Source organism: Thalassospira sp. (assembly GCF_002709775.1).
In the GTDB taxonomy this organism is placed as follows: domain Bacteria; phylum Pseudomonadota; class Alphaproteobacteria; order Rhodospirillales; family Thalassospiraceae; genus Thalassospira.
This window is the reverse complement of record NZ_PAQR01000034.1, coordinates 58,012-76,576: the sequence shown is the minus strand read 5'-3', so window position 1 is coordinate 76,576 and position 18,565 is coordinate 58,012. Positions and strand designations below refer to the sequence as shown.

Here is an 18,565-nt window from a genome sequence, read left to right as displayed (position 1 = left end):
TCAGTGTGTCCGTTGATCACGTGCGGACATCTTCAAGGAAGCTATCGACCGATTTGCGCAGTGCGTTTGAGCCGGTCGCCAGTTCCTGGGCTGCCTTTGCCAGATCAACCGCACGCGCGCGGTTTTGTTCTGCTGCCGACTGGATGCTGTCGGATTGATCGGCGGCCTTGCTGGTGGCGTCAGATGCATCAAGAACGCGCGCGGCAATTTCGGCGGTGGCGACACCCTGTTCTTCGATGGCCGCAGCGATCGAAGAGGCGATTTCACTCATATCGGAGATGACGGTGGTAATGCCCTTGATGGCATCGACCGATTGTTTGGTGGCGTCCTGAATGCCGGTGATCTGTGCGCCAATTTCATCGGTTGCCTTGCCGGTCTGATTGGCAAGGTTTTTGACCTCACTTGCGACCACGGCAAAGCCCTTGCCAGCATCGCCAGCGCGCGCCGCCTCGATCGTGGCATTGAGGGCCAGCAGGTTGGTCTGTTCGGCAATATCGGAAATAAGACCAAGCACCTCGCCGATTTTGGCGGCTGAGACGGCCAAGCCTTCGACCAACTGATTGGTATGTTCGGCCTGTGAGACGGCACTGCCGGAAATTTCCAGTGACCGGTCGACCTGGCTTCTGATTTCATTGATCGAGGCGCTGAGTTCTTCGGCCGCAGAGGCAACGGTTTGCACGTTGCGGTTGGCTTCGGAGGAGGCGTCATGAACGTCGCTTGCCATGGCGGCATTGCGATCTGCGGTTTTGTTAAGCGTATCAGACGTATCGTTGACGGTGCCAACGGAGCCTGTGACGGTGCCAAGAATTCGGCTGATTTCCCCGTCAAACTGCTTGATGGATGCAAGCCGGGCGGCATTGGCAGCATCGCGGGCCTTTTGTTCCTGTTCCTTTTCCGCCGTCATCTTATCGGATGCGATCATGTTGTCCTTGAACACCTGAACCGATCGGGCCATGTCGCCGATTTCTGTTTGCGCGCCGACAAAGGGAATATCGACGTTGATGTCGCGTCCGGCGAGTTTGTCCATATCACCGGCAAGACGGGTGATCGGATGGACGATGCCGCGCCGCGCACCGATTGTGAACATGATTGCCAGCGCAAAACCGGCCACGGTGATCACAACCATGGTGACTTCTGAAAGGGTGATCCGTTCATCCATCAGGACCAGTCCGGCATCCATATCATCATGGACGATTTCTTCGGCGGCATCGGCGAGGCTGATAAAGCGTTCAAAGCTTGCGTCAAATTCGATATCGGCATTTTCATCGGCGCTCAGATTGGCAAGGGTGTTGTCAGCACGGGTTTTTGCCGTGCTGGCCAGGGTGTTGATGTCATTGGCCAATGTGGTGATCTGGGAAGACAGGGCAGGAATTTTGATCGCTGATATCCTGTCGCGGGCTTCGGTGAAGTTTTGCGCGACACCTTCGTAGGTCAGCTCTTCGTCACCGCTGAGAAGTTCTTCGAGGAACAGATGGCCGTTGGCGAGACGATAACGGGCTTCGCCGATATTCTCGACCGCAGCAAGAGCGCCAGGATCGTAACTTTGACGGAGCGGGGGCAGCAGCTTTGCCAGACCTTCCTGAAGGTTTTCATAGAGGCTGTCGAATTCCTGATCAGCACCGGTGCCAACGCCTTCTTTCGAGGCAATGCGGGAATAGCGGCGTTCGCTAACCGCGATCAGGGTATCAAGGGCAACCAGCACCTCTTCGATCTGGGCACGCACAGCCGGGCTTTGGGAGGCGACGAAGGTTCCCTCGTCATTGGAGCCGCCATTGAGGATTGCGTTCGCATACCAGCGGGATTCATCGAGCAGCGCCCAGACTTCGCCAATGTCTTCGGCACCATCACCGCCCATGATTTCTTCAAGCAGGAGGTGGGCGTTGGTCGCGGTCAGTTTGATTTCCATTGCGGCATCGCCAAGCGGGGCAAGGTCGACAGCAACAGTTTCACTTTCATCGGCAAGCATTGAAGTGAAAACGATGCCGGATATCCCGGTAAGCGTTGTGACAAGTGCCATGGCCAGAAAGGCCATCATCAGGCGGGTGCTGATACGAAGACGGTCTAGCATGCTTTCCACCCCACAAAGTTTCGAGCGGTTCTAAAACAGGTGGCTCGTTAAGCAATCAGGTTGGGGCGGGGGGCGTGCTTTTCAATGTTCTCGTTCATGTTCTGGCGTGCACGGCAAAGGCTGCCAAACAGAAAGACTGCCCGGTTGCGGCATGCAAAACGGGCAGTCCGGGATGAGGTTGAATGGGGCGTTTGGGGTGTTAGTCGATCAGGAATGCGGCCATCAGCAGCAGAAGAACGCCGATGGAGACCACACTCCAGAGCATGAATTTCGTCCAGTGGTGCCAGCCTTCCTCGTGGTGGTGCACCAGGCCTTCGTCATAATCACTTCCTTGCATGGGTTTCCTCCCTGATTGCGGATCATGATTGACCGGGCCGGTTATCTGATTGGTTTTGTTGCCCGGTGTCGCTCAAGGCGATGGCAAAATATTACCTGTAAATAACCCAAGGGTGAATAATATTTATCTATTTAACCGATTGTGCGCCGCGTCATGCTGGACAAGTGCGGCTCTGCCTGCCATTCTTGGGGCATGGAAAACGTTTTGACCCAGCAACTGGTACGCATTTTTACCGCCTCTCATAGAGTGGCGGGGTAGCGACGTTTTGACCAATTGACCCACCCGCCGGCGAGGCGGGTTTTTTGTGGCTGTCTCCCGGCCAGACCAAAGCAGAACGGGAGACAGAGATGACCAAGCCCCTATCACAATTACACCAGACGCAAAGCCCGCCGGTCCTTTCAGGCGGTGCAAAGCCCGGCACGCTGCATATGCTGTGTGGCAAGATTGCTGCGGGCAAATCAACCCTTGCCGCCGAACTGGCGCGCAAGCCCGGAACGGTTCTGATCGCGGAAGATGAGTGGTTATCAACGCTTTTTGGCGATCAGATGTGCTCGGTTGCCGATTATGTTCGGTTTTCAGAAAAGCTGCGTTCTGTGATGGGACCGCATGTGGCGATGTTGCTGCGGGCAGGCCTCTCGGTGGTGCTCGATTTTCCGGCCAATACGGTTGGTCTGCGCCGCTGGATGCGCGGTGTGTTTGAGGATGCCGGGGCCGATCATGTTTTGCATTATCTCGATCTGGAAGATGATGTTTGCATCAACCGGCTTCGGGTGCGCAACCGGGCGGGAAGCCATCAGTTCGCCGCCAGCGACGCGCAGTTTCATCAGATCAATGCGGCCTTTGTTCCGCCGGGCGTGGAGGAGGGGTTTAACGTTGTTACCCATCAGACAGATACGCTTTGAGCATAAAAAAGCTGCCGATAAACGGCAGCTTTTAGCTTTTAGCTTTTCGGATCAATGCCAATTGGCAGATCACAGAAGGAAGATCGCCATCAGGATCAGCAGGGCAATGATGGAGATGGTGCCCCATTTCACGAAGTTCGTGTAGCCGTGATAGATGCTGACATGGGTTTCGGTGAGTTCGTAATCGTTACCCTGCAAACTTGCCTCCTTGGATTGGTTGTTTTGGGATTGTTCAAATGTATATCCACGAAGTTGATGCAGTGCAAGAAGCAGATTAACCATAGATGTTAGACGTTTGACCGACTTCACATCTGTGGTGGTTCGCCTTTGAGGTCAGGGACTTACTGGATGCCTGATTTGCAGCCATAGGGCAGGAAGGTGCCCGATAGCCCGTGGCTCATCATCGCAAACGACATCTTGTTGGCATAGTCGAGCTCTGTCTTGGATTTCGGGCAGGCATAGGCACGCCCGGCGCAGCCATTGTCGATATAGTCTTCTTCGGCCTTGGCGAATTCCGGGCTGAGTGTGCCGCGCGGAATTTCTTCGAGCATTTCGCTGCGGACTTCCTGATAGACCGCGCATTTTTGCGCCCGCCAGTGTTTGTCACCGGTTTGCATGTCCGCACCATCGGCCTCGGTGTTGGCCTGGGCCATGGCGTGGGTCGGCAGAAAGACCAAAAGGGCGAGGGCGGTGATGAGGCCGGGGGATTTGCGCATCATGATGTCGGCTTTCTTTGGCGATGGTCGTTTTTACGCAGCACATCACAGCATCAGAATGCGCAGAGAATATGGTCGTGCTTTGTCGAACTGGCAGCACAGCACAAAAAAGGCGGGCCATGTGTGATGACCCGCCGTTTCATGCGTTAAGCAACTTGCGCAGCCAGCGCCAAAGGTTCTTTCATCCGGGCTCAAGCGCCGGGTTGATTTCGGTGAAATCGGCTTGCGGCGCATCGGCCACGGGGACGATACCCTTGTCATCAACCGAAACGCGGCCTTCGGCGATCCAGCGGATGACCTGTGGGTAGACGCGGTGTTCCTGTTTGAGGATACGCTGGGCCAGTTTGCCGGCATCATCACCGGGCTGGACCGGAACGACGGCCTGGGCAATGATCGGGCCGCTATCGACTTCGGGCACGACGTAATGCACGGTGCAGCCGGCGAACTTCACACCGGCATCAAGGGCCGCCTGATGCACACCCAAGCCCTTGAAGCTTGGCAGAAGCGACGGGTGGATGTTGATCAGCTTGTCTTTCCAGCGGGTGACGAAGCTTTCACTGACCAGGCGCAGATAACCTGCCAGTACGACAAGATCGGCTCCGCTTTCCTCGATGAGCGCACTTACGGCATCATCATAGGCTTCGCGGCCGCCGGGATAGCCCTTGTGCGAGATGGCTTCAGCCCGGATGCCGGCCTTACGGCCGCGTTCAAGTCCGCCGGCGTCAAGCTGGTTGGAGAAGACCAGCACGATTTCTGCCGGGTAGCCGGGGGTGTTGCAGGCATCAATGATGGCTTGCAGGTTGGACCCGCCGCCTGAAATCAGAACGGCGAGCTTCAGCTTCTTTACTTGTCCCATGTACGGGCCATGTTTTTGATCACGACCTGCGGGCCGTCACCAGCACGCGGGCCGATCACGCCGATTTGGCTAACGGTTTCGCCGTTTTCACGCAGGATGGCTTCGGCCGCGTCCGCCTTGTCGGCCGGAACAACGACGCACATGCCAATGCCGCAGTTAAAGGTGCGGGCCATTTCCATCGCCGGAATGCCGCCCTGTTTCGACAGCCATTTAAAGACCGGCAGGTATTCCCAGCAGCTGGCATCAAAGACAGCGGTCAGGTTTTCCGGCAGAACGCGCGGAACGTTTTCCGTCAGGCCGCCACCGGTGATGTGGGCAAGCGCCTTGACCAGACCGGCCTTGTGGGCAGCGAGGCAGCTTTTGACATAAACCTTGGTCGGCTCAAGCAGCGCTTCGCCAACGGTTTTGCCCGGTGCGAAGGGGGCTTCGTCGGAATATTCAAGACCGGCGGTCTCGACAACCTTGCGGACCAGCGAATAGCCGTTGGAATGCACACCGCTGGAGGCAAGACCCAGAATGACGTCGCCTTCTTCAAGGTTGGCGCCATCAAGCAGTTCACCGCGTTCGGCAGCACCAACTGCAAAACCGGCAAGGTCGTATTCGCCATCGGCATACATGCCCGGCATTTCGGCGGTTTCGCCACCGATCAGTGCACAGCCAGCCTGTTTGCAGCCCTCGGCAATGCCGGCGACAACGCTTGCGGCGTTATCAACCGACAGCTTGCCGGTTGCGAAGTAATCGAGGAACAGAAGCGGTTCTGCGCCCTGAACGACGAGGTCATTGACGCTCATGGCGACAAGGTCGATGCCGACCGTGTCGTGCTTGTCGGCCAGGAAGGCGACTTTCAGCTTGGTGCCGACACCATCGGTGCAGGATACCAGAACCGGATCGTTATATCCGGCGGCCTTCAGGTCAAAAAGGGCACCGAAACCGCCAAGACCGCCGGCAACACCGGAACGCGTGGTTGCTTTTGCAAGCGGTTTGATTCGTTCGACAAGGTCGTTCCCGGCATCGATATCGACACCGGAGTCCTTATAGGTAAGGCCGTTAGAGGCGGTCATGTTGGTGATCCCTGGCTTCGCGCATGCATGAATAAAAGCGGGTGTGCCCGCGTTTTTCATCAACAGGTGTCCGGTTCAAGGCGCCGTTTTCCGGGCTTTTTGCGGTCCGGGTCGCAGGAATAACCTGCTGTTTGACCAATCCGCCTTACTGACGCCTTTAATCAGATATAGAGGACAAGCATGATCCTGCTGATAAAAAACGCGGGCTTGATAATTTCCGCTGGGCCGAAAATACTCAAACGCGGGCAATATGCAATGATCACCTGCGCATGACAGAGTTTTCTTTGCAGAATGCGCTTAGCATGCCACAAAGAGCGTTATAGAAGAATCCAACAAGACACGATTAGGGCAAAGAGGCATACGTGCTTACTTCATTGAAAAACATCAAGATGTTAGCTGGCGCGGCGATGGCTGCGACGATCATGGCCTTTCCGGCAGCGGCACAGGACATTTTCACCGTCACCGGTGTTCATGTTGACGAGCGCGCCGAAACGGCTGCTGCCGCACGTGAACAGGCACTTGAGATCGGTCAGCGTCAGGCCTTTGAAGAAGTGATTGCCCGTTTGACCCTGCCCGAAGATCGCACCGGGCTTGAAATGCCCGAGACCGCTGTCATCACCAATATGGTGCGTGACTTTGGCGTGTCGAACGAAAAGACATCCTCGGTGCGTTACATCGCGGACATGACGGTGCGGTTCAAGGATGACGAACTGCGTCGTTTCCTGCGGTTCCGCGATATTTCCTTTGCCGAGCTGCAATCCAAACCGGTGATGATTGTTCCGGTCTATCGCAGCAATAATTATGTCAGCCTGTGGGATGATCCCAACCCGTGGCGTGAAGTCTGGTCGCGCAATGTCGCGACCTCGGGCCTTGTGCCGATCAAGGCACCGATTGGTGATCTGACCGATATCAGCACCATCACGGCCGAGCAGGCCGAAGGTGGTTCGATGGAACGCCTAGCACAGCTTGCCAAGCGTTATGGCGCGGATGTGGCTGTTGTGGCCAGTGCCGATGTCACCGGGCCGCAGGGTGGGGAAAGTGTTGATGTTTCCATCACCCGTTATGACCCGAATAGCGGGCCGCAGATATTTGGCGTGCAGGAAAAGACCCAGGCCGGGGAGACATTGAACGAGACACTGGTACGTGCCGCCAAATCGGTACAGGACCAGCTCGCCGACGGTTGGAAGCGCGCCAACCTGATCAATTACAGTGCGGGTGGCAACCTGATGGTGTTTATCCCGATTACCGGTCTTGGCGACTGGGCCGGGATCGAGAAGAAGCTGATCGGGCTGCCGGTGGTGCGCAATTCACGCGTGATCGCGATGTCCAAACGTGAAGTGCAGCTGTCGCTTGATTATGTCGGGTCGACCAATCAGCTGCAGACGGCACTTAATCAGCAGAACCTTAATCTGAGCCGGATGGGCGAGCTTTGGTTCATCCAGCCGAGCGGATCAGACCGCCTGCAGGGATTATCGTTCGGCGGGTAAGCCCGTTTGACTACGGGGAAGGGTAACAGGGGGACCCGAGGATGACTTTGCGACAGCAAGCACGTTTCTGGCTGATCTTTGTCGTCGGATTCTTTTTCCTGATCTGGCTGTTTTCGAGCATCCTTTTGCCGTTTGTTGCCGGGATGGCGATTGCCTATTTCCTTGATCCGCTGGCCGACAAGCTTGAGGCGCGCGGGGCAAGCCGGGTGGTTGCGACCAGCATCATCACGGTGCTGTTCTTCCTTGTATTTATCCTTGTGATGCTGCTGGTGGTGCCGATGATCGGAAGCCAGCTTGCGGGCTTCCTTGAGCGGTTCCCGGGCTATGTCGATGCGCTGCGCACCAATGTCGCGCCGTATCTGCAAAACATTCTGGACCGGGTGGCACCCGAAACGCTGCAAAGTGTATCGGACGCGATCAAGGGGCAGAGTGCCAATGCGCTTAAATGGGTGGGTAATCTGCTGAGCAATGTTTTGTCCGGTGGCTTGGCGCTTTTGAACTTCCTGAGTTTGCTGTTCATTACGCCGGTGGTGTCGTTTTACCTGCTGCGCGATTGGGACAAGATCGTCGCCAAGGTAGACAGTTACCTGCCGCGGCGTTCGGCCACGGATATCCGCCAATGTGTCAGCGAAATTGATGAAACCCTGGCAGGCTTCGTGCGCGGGCAGGCGACGGTTTGTCTGTTGCTTGGCCTGTTTTACGGGCTTGGCCTGACGCTGGTGGGGCTTGAGTTCGGGTTTGTTATCGGGCTTATGACCGGGCTTGTGTCCTTTGTGCCCTATTTCGGGATGATTGCCGGCTTTGCGGTCGGCATGGGGGTTGCGCTGGCCCAGTTTGGCTTTGGTCTTGATCTTGGCCTTGTGGCGATTGTGTTTTTGATCGGTCAGGTGCTTGAGGGCAATTTCCTGACCCCGAAACTGGTTGGCGACAAGGTCGGGTTGCACGCGGTCTGGGTGATGTTTGCCTTGCTGGCCGGGGGTGCGGTGTTTGGCCTTTTGGGGGTGATGCTGGCCGTGCCGGTGGCCGCCGTCATTGGCGTACTTGTACGATATGGCTTAAGGCAGTATCTCAGTAGTCGGCTTTATGACCACGGACCCGAAGATCGCAGCGTTCCCGGATCCGAGGCCGAAAGCTAGGTCCTGAACTGGGGCCATAGACCGAGACCCGCATATTGAGTTTCAAGTTGAGTTTACCGTGACCCGGGTGACATCCAAGCCGGACAAAGACAACGATCCGCAGCAATTGCCATTGGCCCTTGAAATGCGTCCGGCCCTTGGCCGCGATGATTTCATGGTGGCTGATTGCAATAGCGAGGCGGTGGCGTGGATTGACCAATGGCCGAAATGGCCAGCACCTGCGCTGTGCCTGTATGGGCCGAAGGGCTGCGGGAAAAGTCATCTGGCGGAGGTCTGGCGCGCGAGGTCCGGTGCCTTGCAAATCGCCGCTGGGGACCTTGCCGGGCAAGATGCGGATGCGATCCTTGGTGATGCGAGCGGTCTTGTGATCGAGGATGCGGATGGCGGGCTTGATGAGACTGTCTGTTTCCACATTTACAATATGCTCAAAGAACGTGGCGGGCATTTGCTTTTGACCGCAAGCCAGCCGCCATCACGCTGGCAGATTGATTTGCCGGATCTGAAGTCCCGGTTGGGTGCGGCCCTTGTGTGCGAGATTTCCCCACCCGATGATGATTTGATTGTCGGGCTTTTGATCAAGCTGTTTGCCGATCGGCAAATCCCGGCCAGCCCGCAGATCATCAGTTATGTCCTGCCGCGGATCGAGCGATCCTTTGCCGCCCTTTCCGAACTGGTCACGGCGATTGATCGTCGGGCGCTGGCCGAAAAGCGTGCGGTGACATTGCCATTGGTGCGCAGCGTGATGGAAGAACTGTCGGCGTGAGCCTGGCAAGGATGGCTTGCAAATTTTGTAAGCCAATCAGGTTGTTACCGGCTATGATCAGTCCCACCTGACAAATTGCATTCAATAACCGGAAGCTGCATGTGAGCCCGCAACGCGTAAAAGCCAAACCGTCGCTTAAGACCCAGACCGCATCGTTGATTGCCGATGGGCATGTTCTGGGATGGCGGGAATGGATCGGGCTTCCCGATCTTGGTGTGCCGGTGATCAAGGCCAAGGTTGATACCGGGGCCAGAACATCATCCCTGCATGCGATTAACCCGAAACGTGTGACGCGTGACGGCGAAGATTTCGTTTCCTTTACCCTGCCGCATTATCGCGGCGACGGGCATGGGCGGATTGAATGTCTGGCACCGCTTGTTGAGATGCGCGAGATTCGTTCTTCGAACGGAAATGCCGAAGAACGGTTCGTGATTTCGACCCATATCGTGGTTGGGCATCACAAATTGAAAGTGGAAGTGTCGCTGGCAAACCGGTCAATCATGGGCTTTCCCATGCTTTTGGGCCGAACGGCGATGAAGGCAGGAAGATTTTTGGTGCTGCCATCGAAATCTTATCTTGCAGGGAAGCCTGAACAGCGATAGACGCGCAGAAGAACGCGCCACGTCCGGAACCACCGATTGACTGGGGCGTCGAGAGTATGTTGCATCAAATCTGCTTCGCTTTGTTTGGTTTTGGCGTGCTGTTTGGCAAGGCACAGCGTGCAGAGCGATGCGGCGCATCGGTCAAGCGGTGTAACGCCGCGAAAGACCGCCAAAACCAAACCCTGTGGGCCGGGACATCTTCCCACCCCGCAGCGTCAAGGTCCTCGAACGTAGCGCCGCTACGTCCATCAGACCTTTTCTCGCAGGGCAGAAAGATGTCCTCGGCAAAGTGAAGCAGATTTGATGTAACATACTCCTGCTTTCTGACAATTTCGCATTCGCCCGCAGCCGGTATCATACCGGACGCGCGCCATTTATTTGCCGACCAAGGGGGACATCTTATGAAAATCGCGATGCTTGCACGCAATCCAAACCTTTACTCCCACAAACGGTTGGTCGAGGCGGCCGAAGAACGCGGGCATGAGCTTGACATCATCAATACCCTGCGGGTTTCGATGAATATCACGTCGCTCAAACCGGAAATCTATTATGGCGGATCGAAACTGACCGGCTATGACGCGGTGATCCCGCGTATTGGTGTATCGGTGACCCAGTTCGGTCTGGCAGTACTGCGCCAGTTTGAAATGATGGGTGTTTATCCGCTTAATGAATCTGTTGCCATTGGCCGGTCGCGCGACAAGCTGCGCTCGCTGCAGATCCTGGCGCGCCGGGGTATTGGCCTGCCGGTAACGGCCTTTGCCCACGACCCGAAAAAGACCGACGAGGTCCTTTCCATCGTCGGTGGTGCGCCGGTGGTGATCAAGCTTCTGGAAGGCACCCAGGGCATTGGTGTGGTTCTGGGTGAGACCGAGAAATCCGCCAAATCCGTGATCGAGGCGTTCCGTGGGGCCAATGTTGCGATCATGGTGCAGGAATTCATCAAGGAAGCCGGTAACAGCGATATTCGCTGCTTTGTGATTGGTGGCAAGGTGGTTGCCAGCATGGAACGCAAAGGGGCAGAGGGTGATTTCCGCTCCAACATTCATCGCGGTGGGTCGTCACGATCCATCCGCATCACGCCACAGGAACGCTCAACCGCGGTTGAAGCGGCAAAGGCGATGGGGCTGAATGTGTGTGGTGTTGATATCCTGCGCTCCAACCACGGGCCGGTGGTGATGGAAGTGAACTCGTCGCCGGGACTGGAAGGCATTGAAAATGCAACGGGCAAGGACATTGCCGGCATGATCATTGAATTCATGGAAAAAGATTTCAAACCCGGTAAGGTTCGGACCAAAGGCAAGGGTTAAGGGCAAGGGACACGACAATGAGCGAGACCGGATCACCGAAGGGGAAAAGCAAAGCGCCAAAAACCCCCAAGACCCCTGATTTTGAAATCGCTGGGAAAAAGGTTGCTCCGGGCACGCGCCAGATTGTCGATATCCCGATCTCGCTTCTGTCCAACCACACGCCAGTCAATCTGACGGTCAATGTCGTGCATGGCAAACGGCCCGGTCCGGTGATTTTCGTCAGCGGTGCTGTCCATGGCGACGAGATTGTCGGGGTGGAGGTCATCCGCCGTGTGTTGAAGTCGCCAGCCCTTCGCGGCATGCGCGGTACTTTGCTGGCGGTGCCGGTGGTTAACGCGTTTGGCTTCTTGAACAACACGCGTTATTTGCCCGACCGCCGTGATTTGAACCGGTGCTTCCCGGGGCATTCGCGCGGGTCGCTTGCCGCACAGCTTGCCCATCTGTTCCTGCACGAAATTGTCGAGCGATCGGACTTTGGCATCGACCTGCATTCAGCCGCCATTCACCGGGTTAACTTGCCGCAAATCCGGGTCAATGAAGACGATCCCAAAATCATGGAATATGCCGAGGCCTTTGGTGCGCCGATCATTCTGACCAGTCCGCTGCGCGACGGGTCGCTTCGTGAAGCCGCGCGCGAGCTTGGTGTGCCGATCCTGCTTTATGAAGCGGGCGAGGGGCTTCGTTTTGACGAAATGTCGATCCGCGCCGGGGTATCGGGTGTTTTGCGCGTGATGCGCAAACTGGGCATGTTGTCGCAACGCACTGTACGCGAACCGCGTGTGGCATCGTTCAAGTCATCAAACAGCCATTGGCTGCGTGCACCGGCGGGCGGCATTTTGCGGACCTTCAAACTGGCAGGCGAGTTTGTCCATACCGGTGATGTGGTGGCCGCCGTTTCCGACCCGTTCGGGCAGCGTGACGAGGAGGTTGTGGTGCGTGAGGAAGGCCTGATCATTGGGCGGACCAACCACCCGATCGTCAACCAGGGCGATGCACTGTTTCATATCGCGTCGATCAAACGTCCGTCCGAAGTTCAGGAACGCATGGACGCCATCGAAACCCACCTGCAATCCGATCCGCTTCTCGATGAGGATGAGATCATCTAGTCAGGCCTGGATGTTGTGGCCATTTTCGCCTGAACGCGGTGAAGATCAGCTCTGCATCGAAGCCACTGGCGGATTGTGCTGCGCAATGCTATAGCAATCGACATGGAACCAATTACAACTACAGAAGAACTTCGCGATCTCTGTGAAAGATTGCGCAAGTTCGAATATGTCACTGTCGATACCGAATTCATGCGGGACTCGACCTATTGGCCGCAATTGTGTCTGGTGCAGCTGGCAAGCCCGGAGCCGTCCGATAACGGCGCTGCGGTCGATCCGCTGGCCGAGGGCATTGACCTTGCGCCGTTGTTCGAGCTGATGCAGGACGAGGCCGTGGTCAAGGTCTTCCACGCCGCCCGTCAGGATATCGAGATTTTCGTCCATCTGTCGGGCAAGGTCCCCCATCCGGTGTTTGATACCCAGGTGGCGGCGATGGTGCTGGGCTATGGCGATCAGGTTGGCTATGAGACGCTGGTCAACAAGGTGGCGCGCAAAAGCATTGATAAGTCGATGCGCTTTACCGATTGGTCGCGCCGGCCACTTTCGACCAAGCAGATCAGCTACGCGCTTTCCGATGTGACCCATCTGCGCGTGATCTATGAGGCATTCCACGAACGCCTTGAGGCCAATGGTCGTGCTGTCTGGCTGTTTGAGGAAATGGAACGCCTGACCGATCCGTCGATCTATTCGATTGATCCGGTAGATGCGTGGAAGCGGCTTAAAACCCGGTCCAACAGCCCGAAATTCTTGGCGGTCGCCCGTGCGCTTGGCGAGTGGCGCGAAACCGAAGCGCAGCGCAAGAACCTGCCGCGTAACCGGATTTTGCGTGATGATACCTTGCTTGATATCGCCGCCCGTCAGCCGATGACGGACAAGGACTTGGATAAAACGCGCGGTGTTGGTCGGAACTTCGGGACGTCCAAACCGGGGCAGGCAATTATCGAAGCGATCAAGGCCGCCCTTGATACGCCGCAGGATCAGTGGCCGACGCCAAAACAGCGCATCGAACTGCCGGCCGGGATCGGCCCGACGGTCGAGTTGTTGAAAGTCCTGCTCAAACTCTGTGCCGAGGAAAAGGGCGTTGCCCAGCGTCTGGTGGCATCAAGCGATGATCTTCAGAATATCGCGGCTGATGACAATGCCGATGTTCCGGCCATGCGTGGCTGGCGACGTGATCTTTTCGGGCAATATGCCCTGCGTCTCAAACACGGGCAGCTTGGGCTTAAGCTGAAAGACGGCGAAGTGGTCTTTGTCGAACTTGATGGCTGATAAGCATTTGCTGTGACGAACAAAAAACGGGGCCGGGTGGCCCCGTTTTTGTTTTTGCACCGGTTAAGGGCCGGTTTTACGCGGGCAGGGCGGTATCCAAAAGTGCGGTCGCCATGGTCTTGGCGATCCGGGCCGATTCGGGCATGCCGCGCACTTGGGCGGTGACAATTGCGCCTTCTTTCAGCAGGGCCAGTTCCTCGGCGAGCTGTTTCGGGTTGGCAGCACCGGCCTTTTCACAAAGACCTTCGATATGTTGAAGAACACAAAGTTTGTGTTCGGCGGCGATCTTGTGGGCGGGGTGGTCAAGCTTGGCGAACTCGCTTGATGCGTTGATAAACGCACAGCCGGAAAAGCCCATGCCCTTGAACGCACGGCCGTGGAACCATTCTTCGAGCGCATCAAACATTGCGAGTAACTGATCGCGCGGGTTGGTGGAAGCCTTTTGCATTTCCGTGGTCAGCCAGTCGCGGAACGTTTCATCACGACGGGTGAGGGCCGCCAGGATCAGCTCATCCTTGGATTTGAAGTGCTTGTACATCGTCATTTTGGCGACGCCGGACTCGGCCAGGATCTTGTCGATTCCGGTGGCATTAAAGCCCTGTGTATAGAAAAGCCTGAGGGCAGTTTCGACAAGTACGTCGCGTTTGGATTTCAACTTTCTTCACTCCAATAGTCAGACCGGTCTGTATTCTTTTGGCGGGAAAGCCGCAGAATAGCAAGCGTTTCGGATAACAGAACGGTCGTTTTAAAAATATGTTTGACAAGTAGACAGACCTGTCTGTATATATGTTTTCAACGCTAATCAACCCGAACTTGTTAAGGAGAGTTTCAATGACCCGTATTTCTCTGCCTGCTTCGATCGATGCCGCCCCGGAGGCTTCCCAGCCGCTTCTTGAAGGCGTGAACAAGATGCTTGGTTCGGTTCCGAACCTGTTTCGTCTGACGGCAAACAGCCCGGCCGCCCTTGAAGGCTATCTTGGCCTTAATGGTGCCCTTTCCAAAGGCGCGTTGGACCCGCAAACCCGTGAACGCATTGCCCTTGCGGTCGCACAGATCAATGGCTGTGACTATTGCCTTTCGGCCCACAGCTATCTGGGTAAGAACCTTGCCAAGCTTGATGACGCCGAGATCGCGGCAAACCGCAATGGTGCGTCGACCGATCAGAAGGCCGATGCGGCTGTCCGCTTTGCCGTCGCGTTGGTGAAAAACCGTGGCCAGGTGTCAGAGGCTGATGTCAGTGCCGCCAAGCTTGCCGGTTACAGCGAGGCCGAACTGGTCGAGATCGTGGCACACGTCGCGCTCAATACCCTGACCAATTACCTCAACGAAGCCTTTGATACCCCGATTGATTTCCCGGTGGTTAACGCCTCCGCAGCGTAACTTCCGGCACTTCCCCCGGTCGGCTGTCCCCCCTCCGCATGTTGCTCCGAGCCGACCGGGGTCCCTTTATTGACCACAGACCAAAGGACAAGATTGATGTCACGGCCACCGCTTCCACCGTTTAACGTCGAAACCGCCAAACAGAAGGTCCGAATGGCCGAGGATGGCTGGAACAGCCGCGATCCAGAAAAGGTGTCGCTTGCCTACACGCCCGACAGCCGTTGGCGCAACCGGACCGAAATGTTTGAAGGCCGCGAAAACATCGTTGCGTTCCTGAGCCGCAAATGGGCGAAGGAAATCGAGTATCGCCTGATCAAGGAACTTTGGGCGTTCCATGAGAACCGCATCGGTGTGCGCTTTGCCTATGAATATCGCGATGACAGCGGCAACTGGTTCCGGGCCTATGGCAACGAGAATTGGGAATTTGATGAAGAAGGCCTGATGCGCCATCGCTTCGCGCAAATCAATGACAAGCCGATTACCGAGGAAGAGCGTCTCTTCCGTTGGCCGCTTGGCCGCCGTCCGGATGATCATCCGGGGCTGTCAGACTTGGGATTGTAATCCCGATTTAGATTACCCCGCCATGTTCCGGTTCCCTGAGGGGAGAGGAAAGTTCGGCGGAAACAAGTTCTACTAGGTCAGGGCCTGCTAATTTGAATGGAAGGTTCTGACCCTAGACAGGCAAGGCGGTGCGTCCCCGGTGCTGCCTTGCCTGCTACCCCGCAAAGGACCCTGAACATGATTGTTAAATATATCGCCTTTTCGATCACATCGACCGCCGTGCTTTTTGTCTCCTCCCTGCTGACGTTTGCTCCGTAACGTCAGTTCCAAGATGCCTCCCTGAAAACTTGCCGGGCCCCTTTTAGGGGCCCTTTTTTTGTCGCCCGATGATGGGTGATTGCCAAGTAAATGACTGATGGTAGTCACAGGTGATGGTTTCTGGTGGTGTGATTTTTCGATGAATCTTCTGGGTGTATGTCTGGTTAAGTAATTAACTTAATTGGATAAAAACTCCGATTTCCCTGTCTGAATTCTGACGGAATCTGGCAAGTTCTGACAATTGATTGGATTCAATTGACCATCAGTCACTTTAGTGCGAGCTAATTCGATTGCATCGATCGAGTGGTCGCATGCAGACATCGAGATTGCTGCGTTGGGTTCGCATCCCTGAACACCAAACGCGCAAACCAGGTAGGTCAATACCCGGCAATAGCCAAGCAGGCGCAGACCGGGATGCTTTGGGGAAAGATCATGAACGTATTGAAATACGGTACAGGTGCAGGGCTCGTGACTGCCCTTCTGGGGACGGTTGCCTTGACCAGCCCGGCTTATGCGATTTCAAGCGGGTGCACCTACCTGAATGGTGTGGGGTCGGTCACTGCTGACTCGCCCGGTGGCCGCCCGACCAAGATCTTCTCGTCGCTTAGTTTTGATGCAGGAGAAGTGGTCCGGGTTCGATGGACAAATAACAGTACTACTTTTGCGTATGCCGAGTTGCTCGTTGGCTCGAATAATGCCGGTTCCGGTCAAGTTCTGGCAAACGGCGGAACTCTTACGCTGGAATTTACGGTGACGAGCCAACTTACCAACGTAAATGTTGAGACGCGCGAGCCAACTCTTAGCGGCAATGCGGGATCTGACTATTTGATCACGCCAAGCTGTACCGCGCCTGCGGAGGAAACTTCGGAAACAGGATCGGAGACAACCTCAAAGTCTGTGACAAGTGCGGTGTCTCGTTCGCAAACCACTGTCATCCAGCAGAATATCGGCGCGCGCGTTGCCACCGTAATCGGCAATTCGAATGGTGGGACGGTCAATCCTGAGAACGCGGGTGGCAATGCGGCAAATAACGGACGTATCGGGGCACCGTCGGCTGACGATAGCAGTTCCTTTACGCAGCTCCAGCTTCCCGGCGAAGTCAGTATCTTTGAGGTGGTTGATGATGATCACACCCAAGATAGTGAAGATATGATGCGTAGTCTTGCCATGCGGGCAAGTTTCGATAGCTCTGAAATTGCTGCCGATATGGCGCATGAGCGATCACTTGCGCTTGGTCCGACGGATCAGGGTTCAGTAGGTGGGGCTTCGGGTGTTGATGGCCGCACGGCCCTTGCCGGTGCATCGCCGATCACGGTTTGGGGGCATGGATCCTATACCGCGGTCGATAACGACTATAACGATGGCACGTCTGACAACCGGTATGACGGAGATGTCTGGGGCTATAACCTTGGTGCCGATTACCGGTTTGCCAACAATGTGATTGCCGGTCTTTCACTTGGTTATAACGATACCGACCTTACCACGACCTTCAATAACGGGACCTATAAGGAAGCCGCCTGGGTGGCATCGCCCTATGTGATTTTCAGCCCGATTGCGAACCTTAATATCGTTGGTGAAGCGGGCTATTCGCAGGGTGATATTGACGTCACACGGAACAATGGCAGCGTGACCGGATCGACAGATTCAGCGATGTGGTATGCATCGGTCAAAGGTGTTTATGCCTATCGACCCCTTGAAGACACTCCGCTGACGCTCAGTCCGTCGGTGTCGCTTCTCGCCGCACGCAAAACGATTGATAGCTATGCCGAAAGTGATGGCACGTTTGTTGATAGCTCGCGCTCAAACACGCGCCAGATCAAGCCGGCCATCGAGGCGGCCTATGATTTTGGCTTTAACAGCCTGATCATCACGCCGTTTGTTGAAACCGGCATGATCCACGATTTCACCGATGAACTGAATAACGACAAGACCGCGTTCAATGTCGGCGGTGGTGTACGCCTGTCGGATACTGGAACCGGCTTTAACGCAGCCCTTGAAGGCAGCTATTTGGCCGGTCGTGCCGACTACACGGAATACACCATTGCCGGAACGGTGAGCTACGGCTTTGAGCTTCGTGATCTTGACGGTCAGCCGGTTGGTTTGATGACGCCGTTCTTTGGCAGCGATGTCGATGAATATGGCAATCAGTCGATGAATTGCGGGTTTGGCTTTAACGCCGGGCCAATGACCAGTCGCCTCGCGCTGGCGCATGACATCAGTCAGACCGGCAATGCCGAAAGTCTGGCGAGGATCAGCATGACACTCGATTTCTGATGAGACCGAGCATGCAGGCCAAGACCTGGAGCGGTGGGGACAGATCATGAATGTATTGAAATACGGTACGGGTGCCGGAGTTGTCGCGGGGCTGATGGGAACGGTTGCGCTGACCAGTCCTGCTTATGCAATGTCGAGCGGCTGTAGCGCTCTTAACAATGCGACACAACAGTCACCTCCGTCGGTGATTTCCAACATTGGCAGACTCACGTTTAATAATCTTAGCTTTGATGCGAATGAAACCATCCGGTTTGAGTGGACGAGCAATCTTGGTTTTGCCGCGACAACCAGCATTGAGCTGTATGTTGATAGTGCCCGAGAAGACACAGGAAGCATTACCAATTCGGCGCCAAACAATAAAGATACCCTCGAATACACGTTTACGGCGCAAAAAAGTGGCATCAACATTGAGACGACGGGCGAAACGATTAGGACATCTGACGCTGCCGACTTTCTGATCTTGCCAACTTGTGTGGTCGCGTCCG

At 55.8% G+C, this 18,565-nt stretch carries 18 protein-coding genes; 11 read left to right on the top strand and 7 right to left on the bottom strand.

From position 1 onward, the window contains the following. Positions 1-16 precede the first annotated feature (16 nt). Together CMO10_RS12880 and CMO10_RS12875 are read right to left on the bottom strand one after the other, a co-directional pair. On the bottom strand, positions 17-2,068 hold the full coding sequence (locus CMO10_RS12880; RefSeq protein WP_297022797.1) for a methyl-accepting chemotaxis protein: 2,052 nt from the start codon (positions 2,066-2,068) through the stop codon (positions 17-19). A 199-nt stretch (positions 2,069-2,267) separates the two neighbouring features. Further along, positions 2,268-2,405 (bottom strand): hypothetical protein, encoded by a 138-nt coding sequence (locus tag CMO10_RS12875; RefSeq protein ID WP_297022795.1) that lies wholly within the window; start codon positions 2,403-2,405, stop codon positions 2,268-2,270. Between the two features lie 347 nt (positions 2,406-2,752). On the opposite strand from CMO10_RS12875, the gene CMO10_RS12870 reads away from it, so the two are divergent. Next, positions 2,753-3,307, top strand: a complete 555-nt coding sequence (locus tag CMO10_RS12870; RefSeq protein ID WP_297022793.1) for a P-loop nucleotide/nucleoside kinase family protein — start codon at positions 2,753-2,755, stop codon at positions 3,305-3,307. A gap of 69 nt (positions 3,308-3,376) precedes the next feature. Here CMO10_RS12870 and CMO10_RS12865 read toward each other — a convergent pair whose 3' ends face one another. The 4 genes from CMO10_RS12865 to purM all read right to left on the bottom strand — a co-directional run bounded on the left by CMO10_RS12865 (position 3,377) and on the right by purM (position 5,940). Next, positions 3,377-3,505, bottom strand: a complete 129-nt coding sequence (locus CMO10_RS12865; protein WP_198157185.1) for an aa3-type cytochrome c oxidase subunit IV — start codon at positions 3,503-3,505, stop codon at positions 3,377-3,379. Between the two features lie 143 nt (positions 3,506-3,648). Next, positions 3,649-4,026, bottom strand: coding sequence for a hypothetical protein (locus CMO10_RS12860; protein ID WP_297022791.1), 378 nt, complete (start codon positions 4,024-4,026; stop codon positions 3,649-3,651). 178 nt (positions 4,027-4,204) lie between these two features. Then, the gene (gene purN, locus CMO10_RS12855) at positions 4,205-4,879 is read right to left on the bottom strand and encodes a phosphoribosylglycinamide formyltransferase (protein WP_297022789.1); all 675 of its coding nucleotides are present in this window, start codon (positions 4,877-4,879) and stop codon (positions 4,205-4,207) included. Beyond that, entirely contained in the window at positions 4,867-5,940 is a 1,074-nt protein-coding gene (gene purM / locus CMO10_RS12850; protein WP_297022787.1) for a phosphoribosylformylglycinamidine cyclo-ligase, read from the bottom strand. Before purM ends, purN begins: the two co-directional genes overlap by 13 nt. A 362-nt stretch (positions 5,941-6,302) precedes the next feature. Between purM and CMO10_RS12845 the strand changes: the two genes are divergently transcribed. From CMO10_RS12845 to rnd, 7 genes are all read left to right on the top strand, one after another. Then, positions 6,303-7,427, top strand: a complete 1,125-nt coding sequence (locus CMO10_RS12845; RefSeq protein ID WP_297022784.1) for a DUF2066 domain-containing protein — start codon at positions 6,303-6,305, stop codon at positions 7,425-7,427. Positions 7,428-7,468: 41 nt separating this feature from the next. Further along, positions 7,469-8,563 carry an AI-2E family transporter gene (locus CMO10_RS12840; protein WP_044828482.1) on the top strand — a complete coding sequence of 365 codons (1,095 nt, stop codon included), beginning with the start codon at positions 7,469-7,471 and terminating at the stop codon, positions 8,561-8,563. A gap of 58 nt (positions 8,564-8,621) precedes the next feature. Continuing rightward, positions 8,622-9,326 carry an HdaA/DnaA family protein gene (locus CMO10_RS12835; protein ID WP_297022780.1) on the top strand — a complete coding sequence of 235 codons (705 nt, stop codon included), beginning with the start codon at positions 8,622-8,624 and terminating at the stop codon, positions 9,324-9,326. 101 nt (positions 9,327-9,427) lie between these two features. Further along, positions 9,428-9,928, top strand: a complete 501-nt coding sequence (locus CMO10_RS12830) for an ATP-dependent zinc protease family protein (RefSeq protein WP_052657563.1) — start codon at positions 9,428-9,430, stop codon at positions 9,926-9,928. Positions 9,929-10,329: 401 nt separating this feature from the next. Further along, the gene (rimK, locus tag CMO10_RS12825; RefSeq protein ID WP_297022773.1) at positions 10,330-11,235 is read left to right on the top strand and encodes a 30S ribosomal protein S6--L-glutamate ligase; all 906 of its coding nucleotides are present in this window, start codon (positions 10,330-10,332) and stop codon (positions 11,233-11,235) included. 17 nt (positions 11,236-11,252) lie between these two features. After that, positions 11,253-12,341: a succinylglutamate desuccinylase/aspartoacylase family protein gene (locus CMO10_RS12820; RefSeq protein WP_297022771.1), complete on the top strand. Its 1,089-nt coding sequence runs from the start codon at positions 11,253-11,255 to the stop codon at positions 12,339-12,341. A gap of 102 nt (positions 12,342-12,443) precedes the next feature. Beyond that, the gene (rnd, locus tag CMO10_RS12815) at positions 12,444-13,607 is read left to right on the top strand and encodes a ribonuclease D (RefSeq protein ID WP_297022767.1); all 1,164 of its coding nucleotides are present in this window, start codon (positions 12,444-12,446) and stop codon (positions 13,605-13,607) included. Positions 13,608-13,683: 76 nt separating this feature from the next. Here rnd and CMO10_RS12810 read toward each other — a convergent pair whose 3' ends face one another. Continuing rightward, on the bottom strand, positions 13,684-14,262 hold the full coding sequence (locus CMO10_RS12810) for a TetR/AcrR family transcriptional regulator (RefSeq protein WP_297022765.1): 579 nt from the start codon (positions 14,260-14,262) through the stop codon (positions 13,684-13,686). A 176-nt stretch (positions 14,263-14,438) separates the two neighbouring features. On the opposite strand from CMO10_RS12810, the gene CMO10_RS12805 reads away from it, so the two are divergent. From CMO10_RS12805 to CMO10_RS12795, 3 genes are all read left to right on the top strand, one after another. Then, positions 14,439-14,987 (top strand): carboxymuconolactone decarboxylase family protein, encoded by a 549-nt coding sequence (locus CMO10_RS12805; protein WP_297022762.1) that lies wholly within the window; start codon positions 14,439-14,441, stop codon positions 14,985-14,987. Positions 14,988-15,083: 96 nt separating this feature from the next. Continuing rightward, positions 15,084-15,548, top strand: coding sequence for a nuclear transport factor 2 family protein (locus tag CMO10_RS12800; RefSeq protein ID WP_044828487.1), 465 nt, complete (start codon positions 15,084-15,086; stop codon positions 15,546-15,548). 690 nt (positions 15,549-16,238) lie between these two features. Further along, complete coding sequence (locus CMO10_RS12795; RefSeq protein ID WP_297022758.1) at positions 16,239-18,080, top strand: autotransporter outer membrane beta-barrel domain-containing protein; 1,842 nt, start codon at positions 16,239-16,241, stop codon at positions 18,078-18,080. Positions 18,081-18,565: the final 485 nt, after the last annotated feature.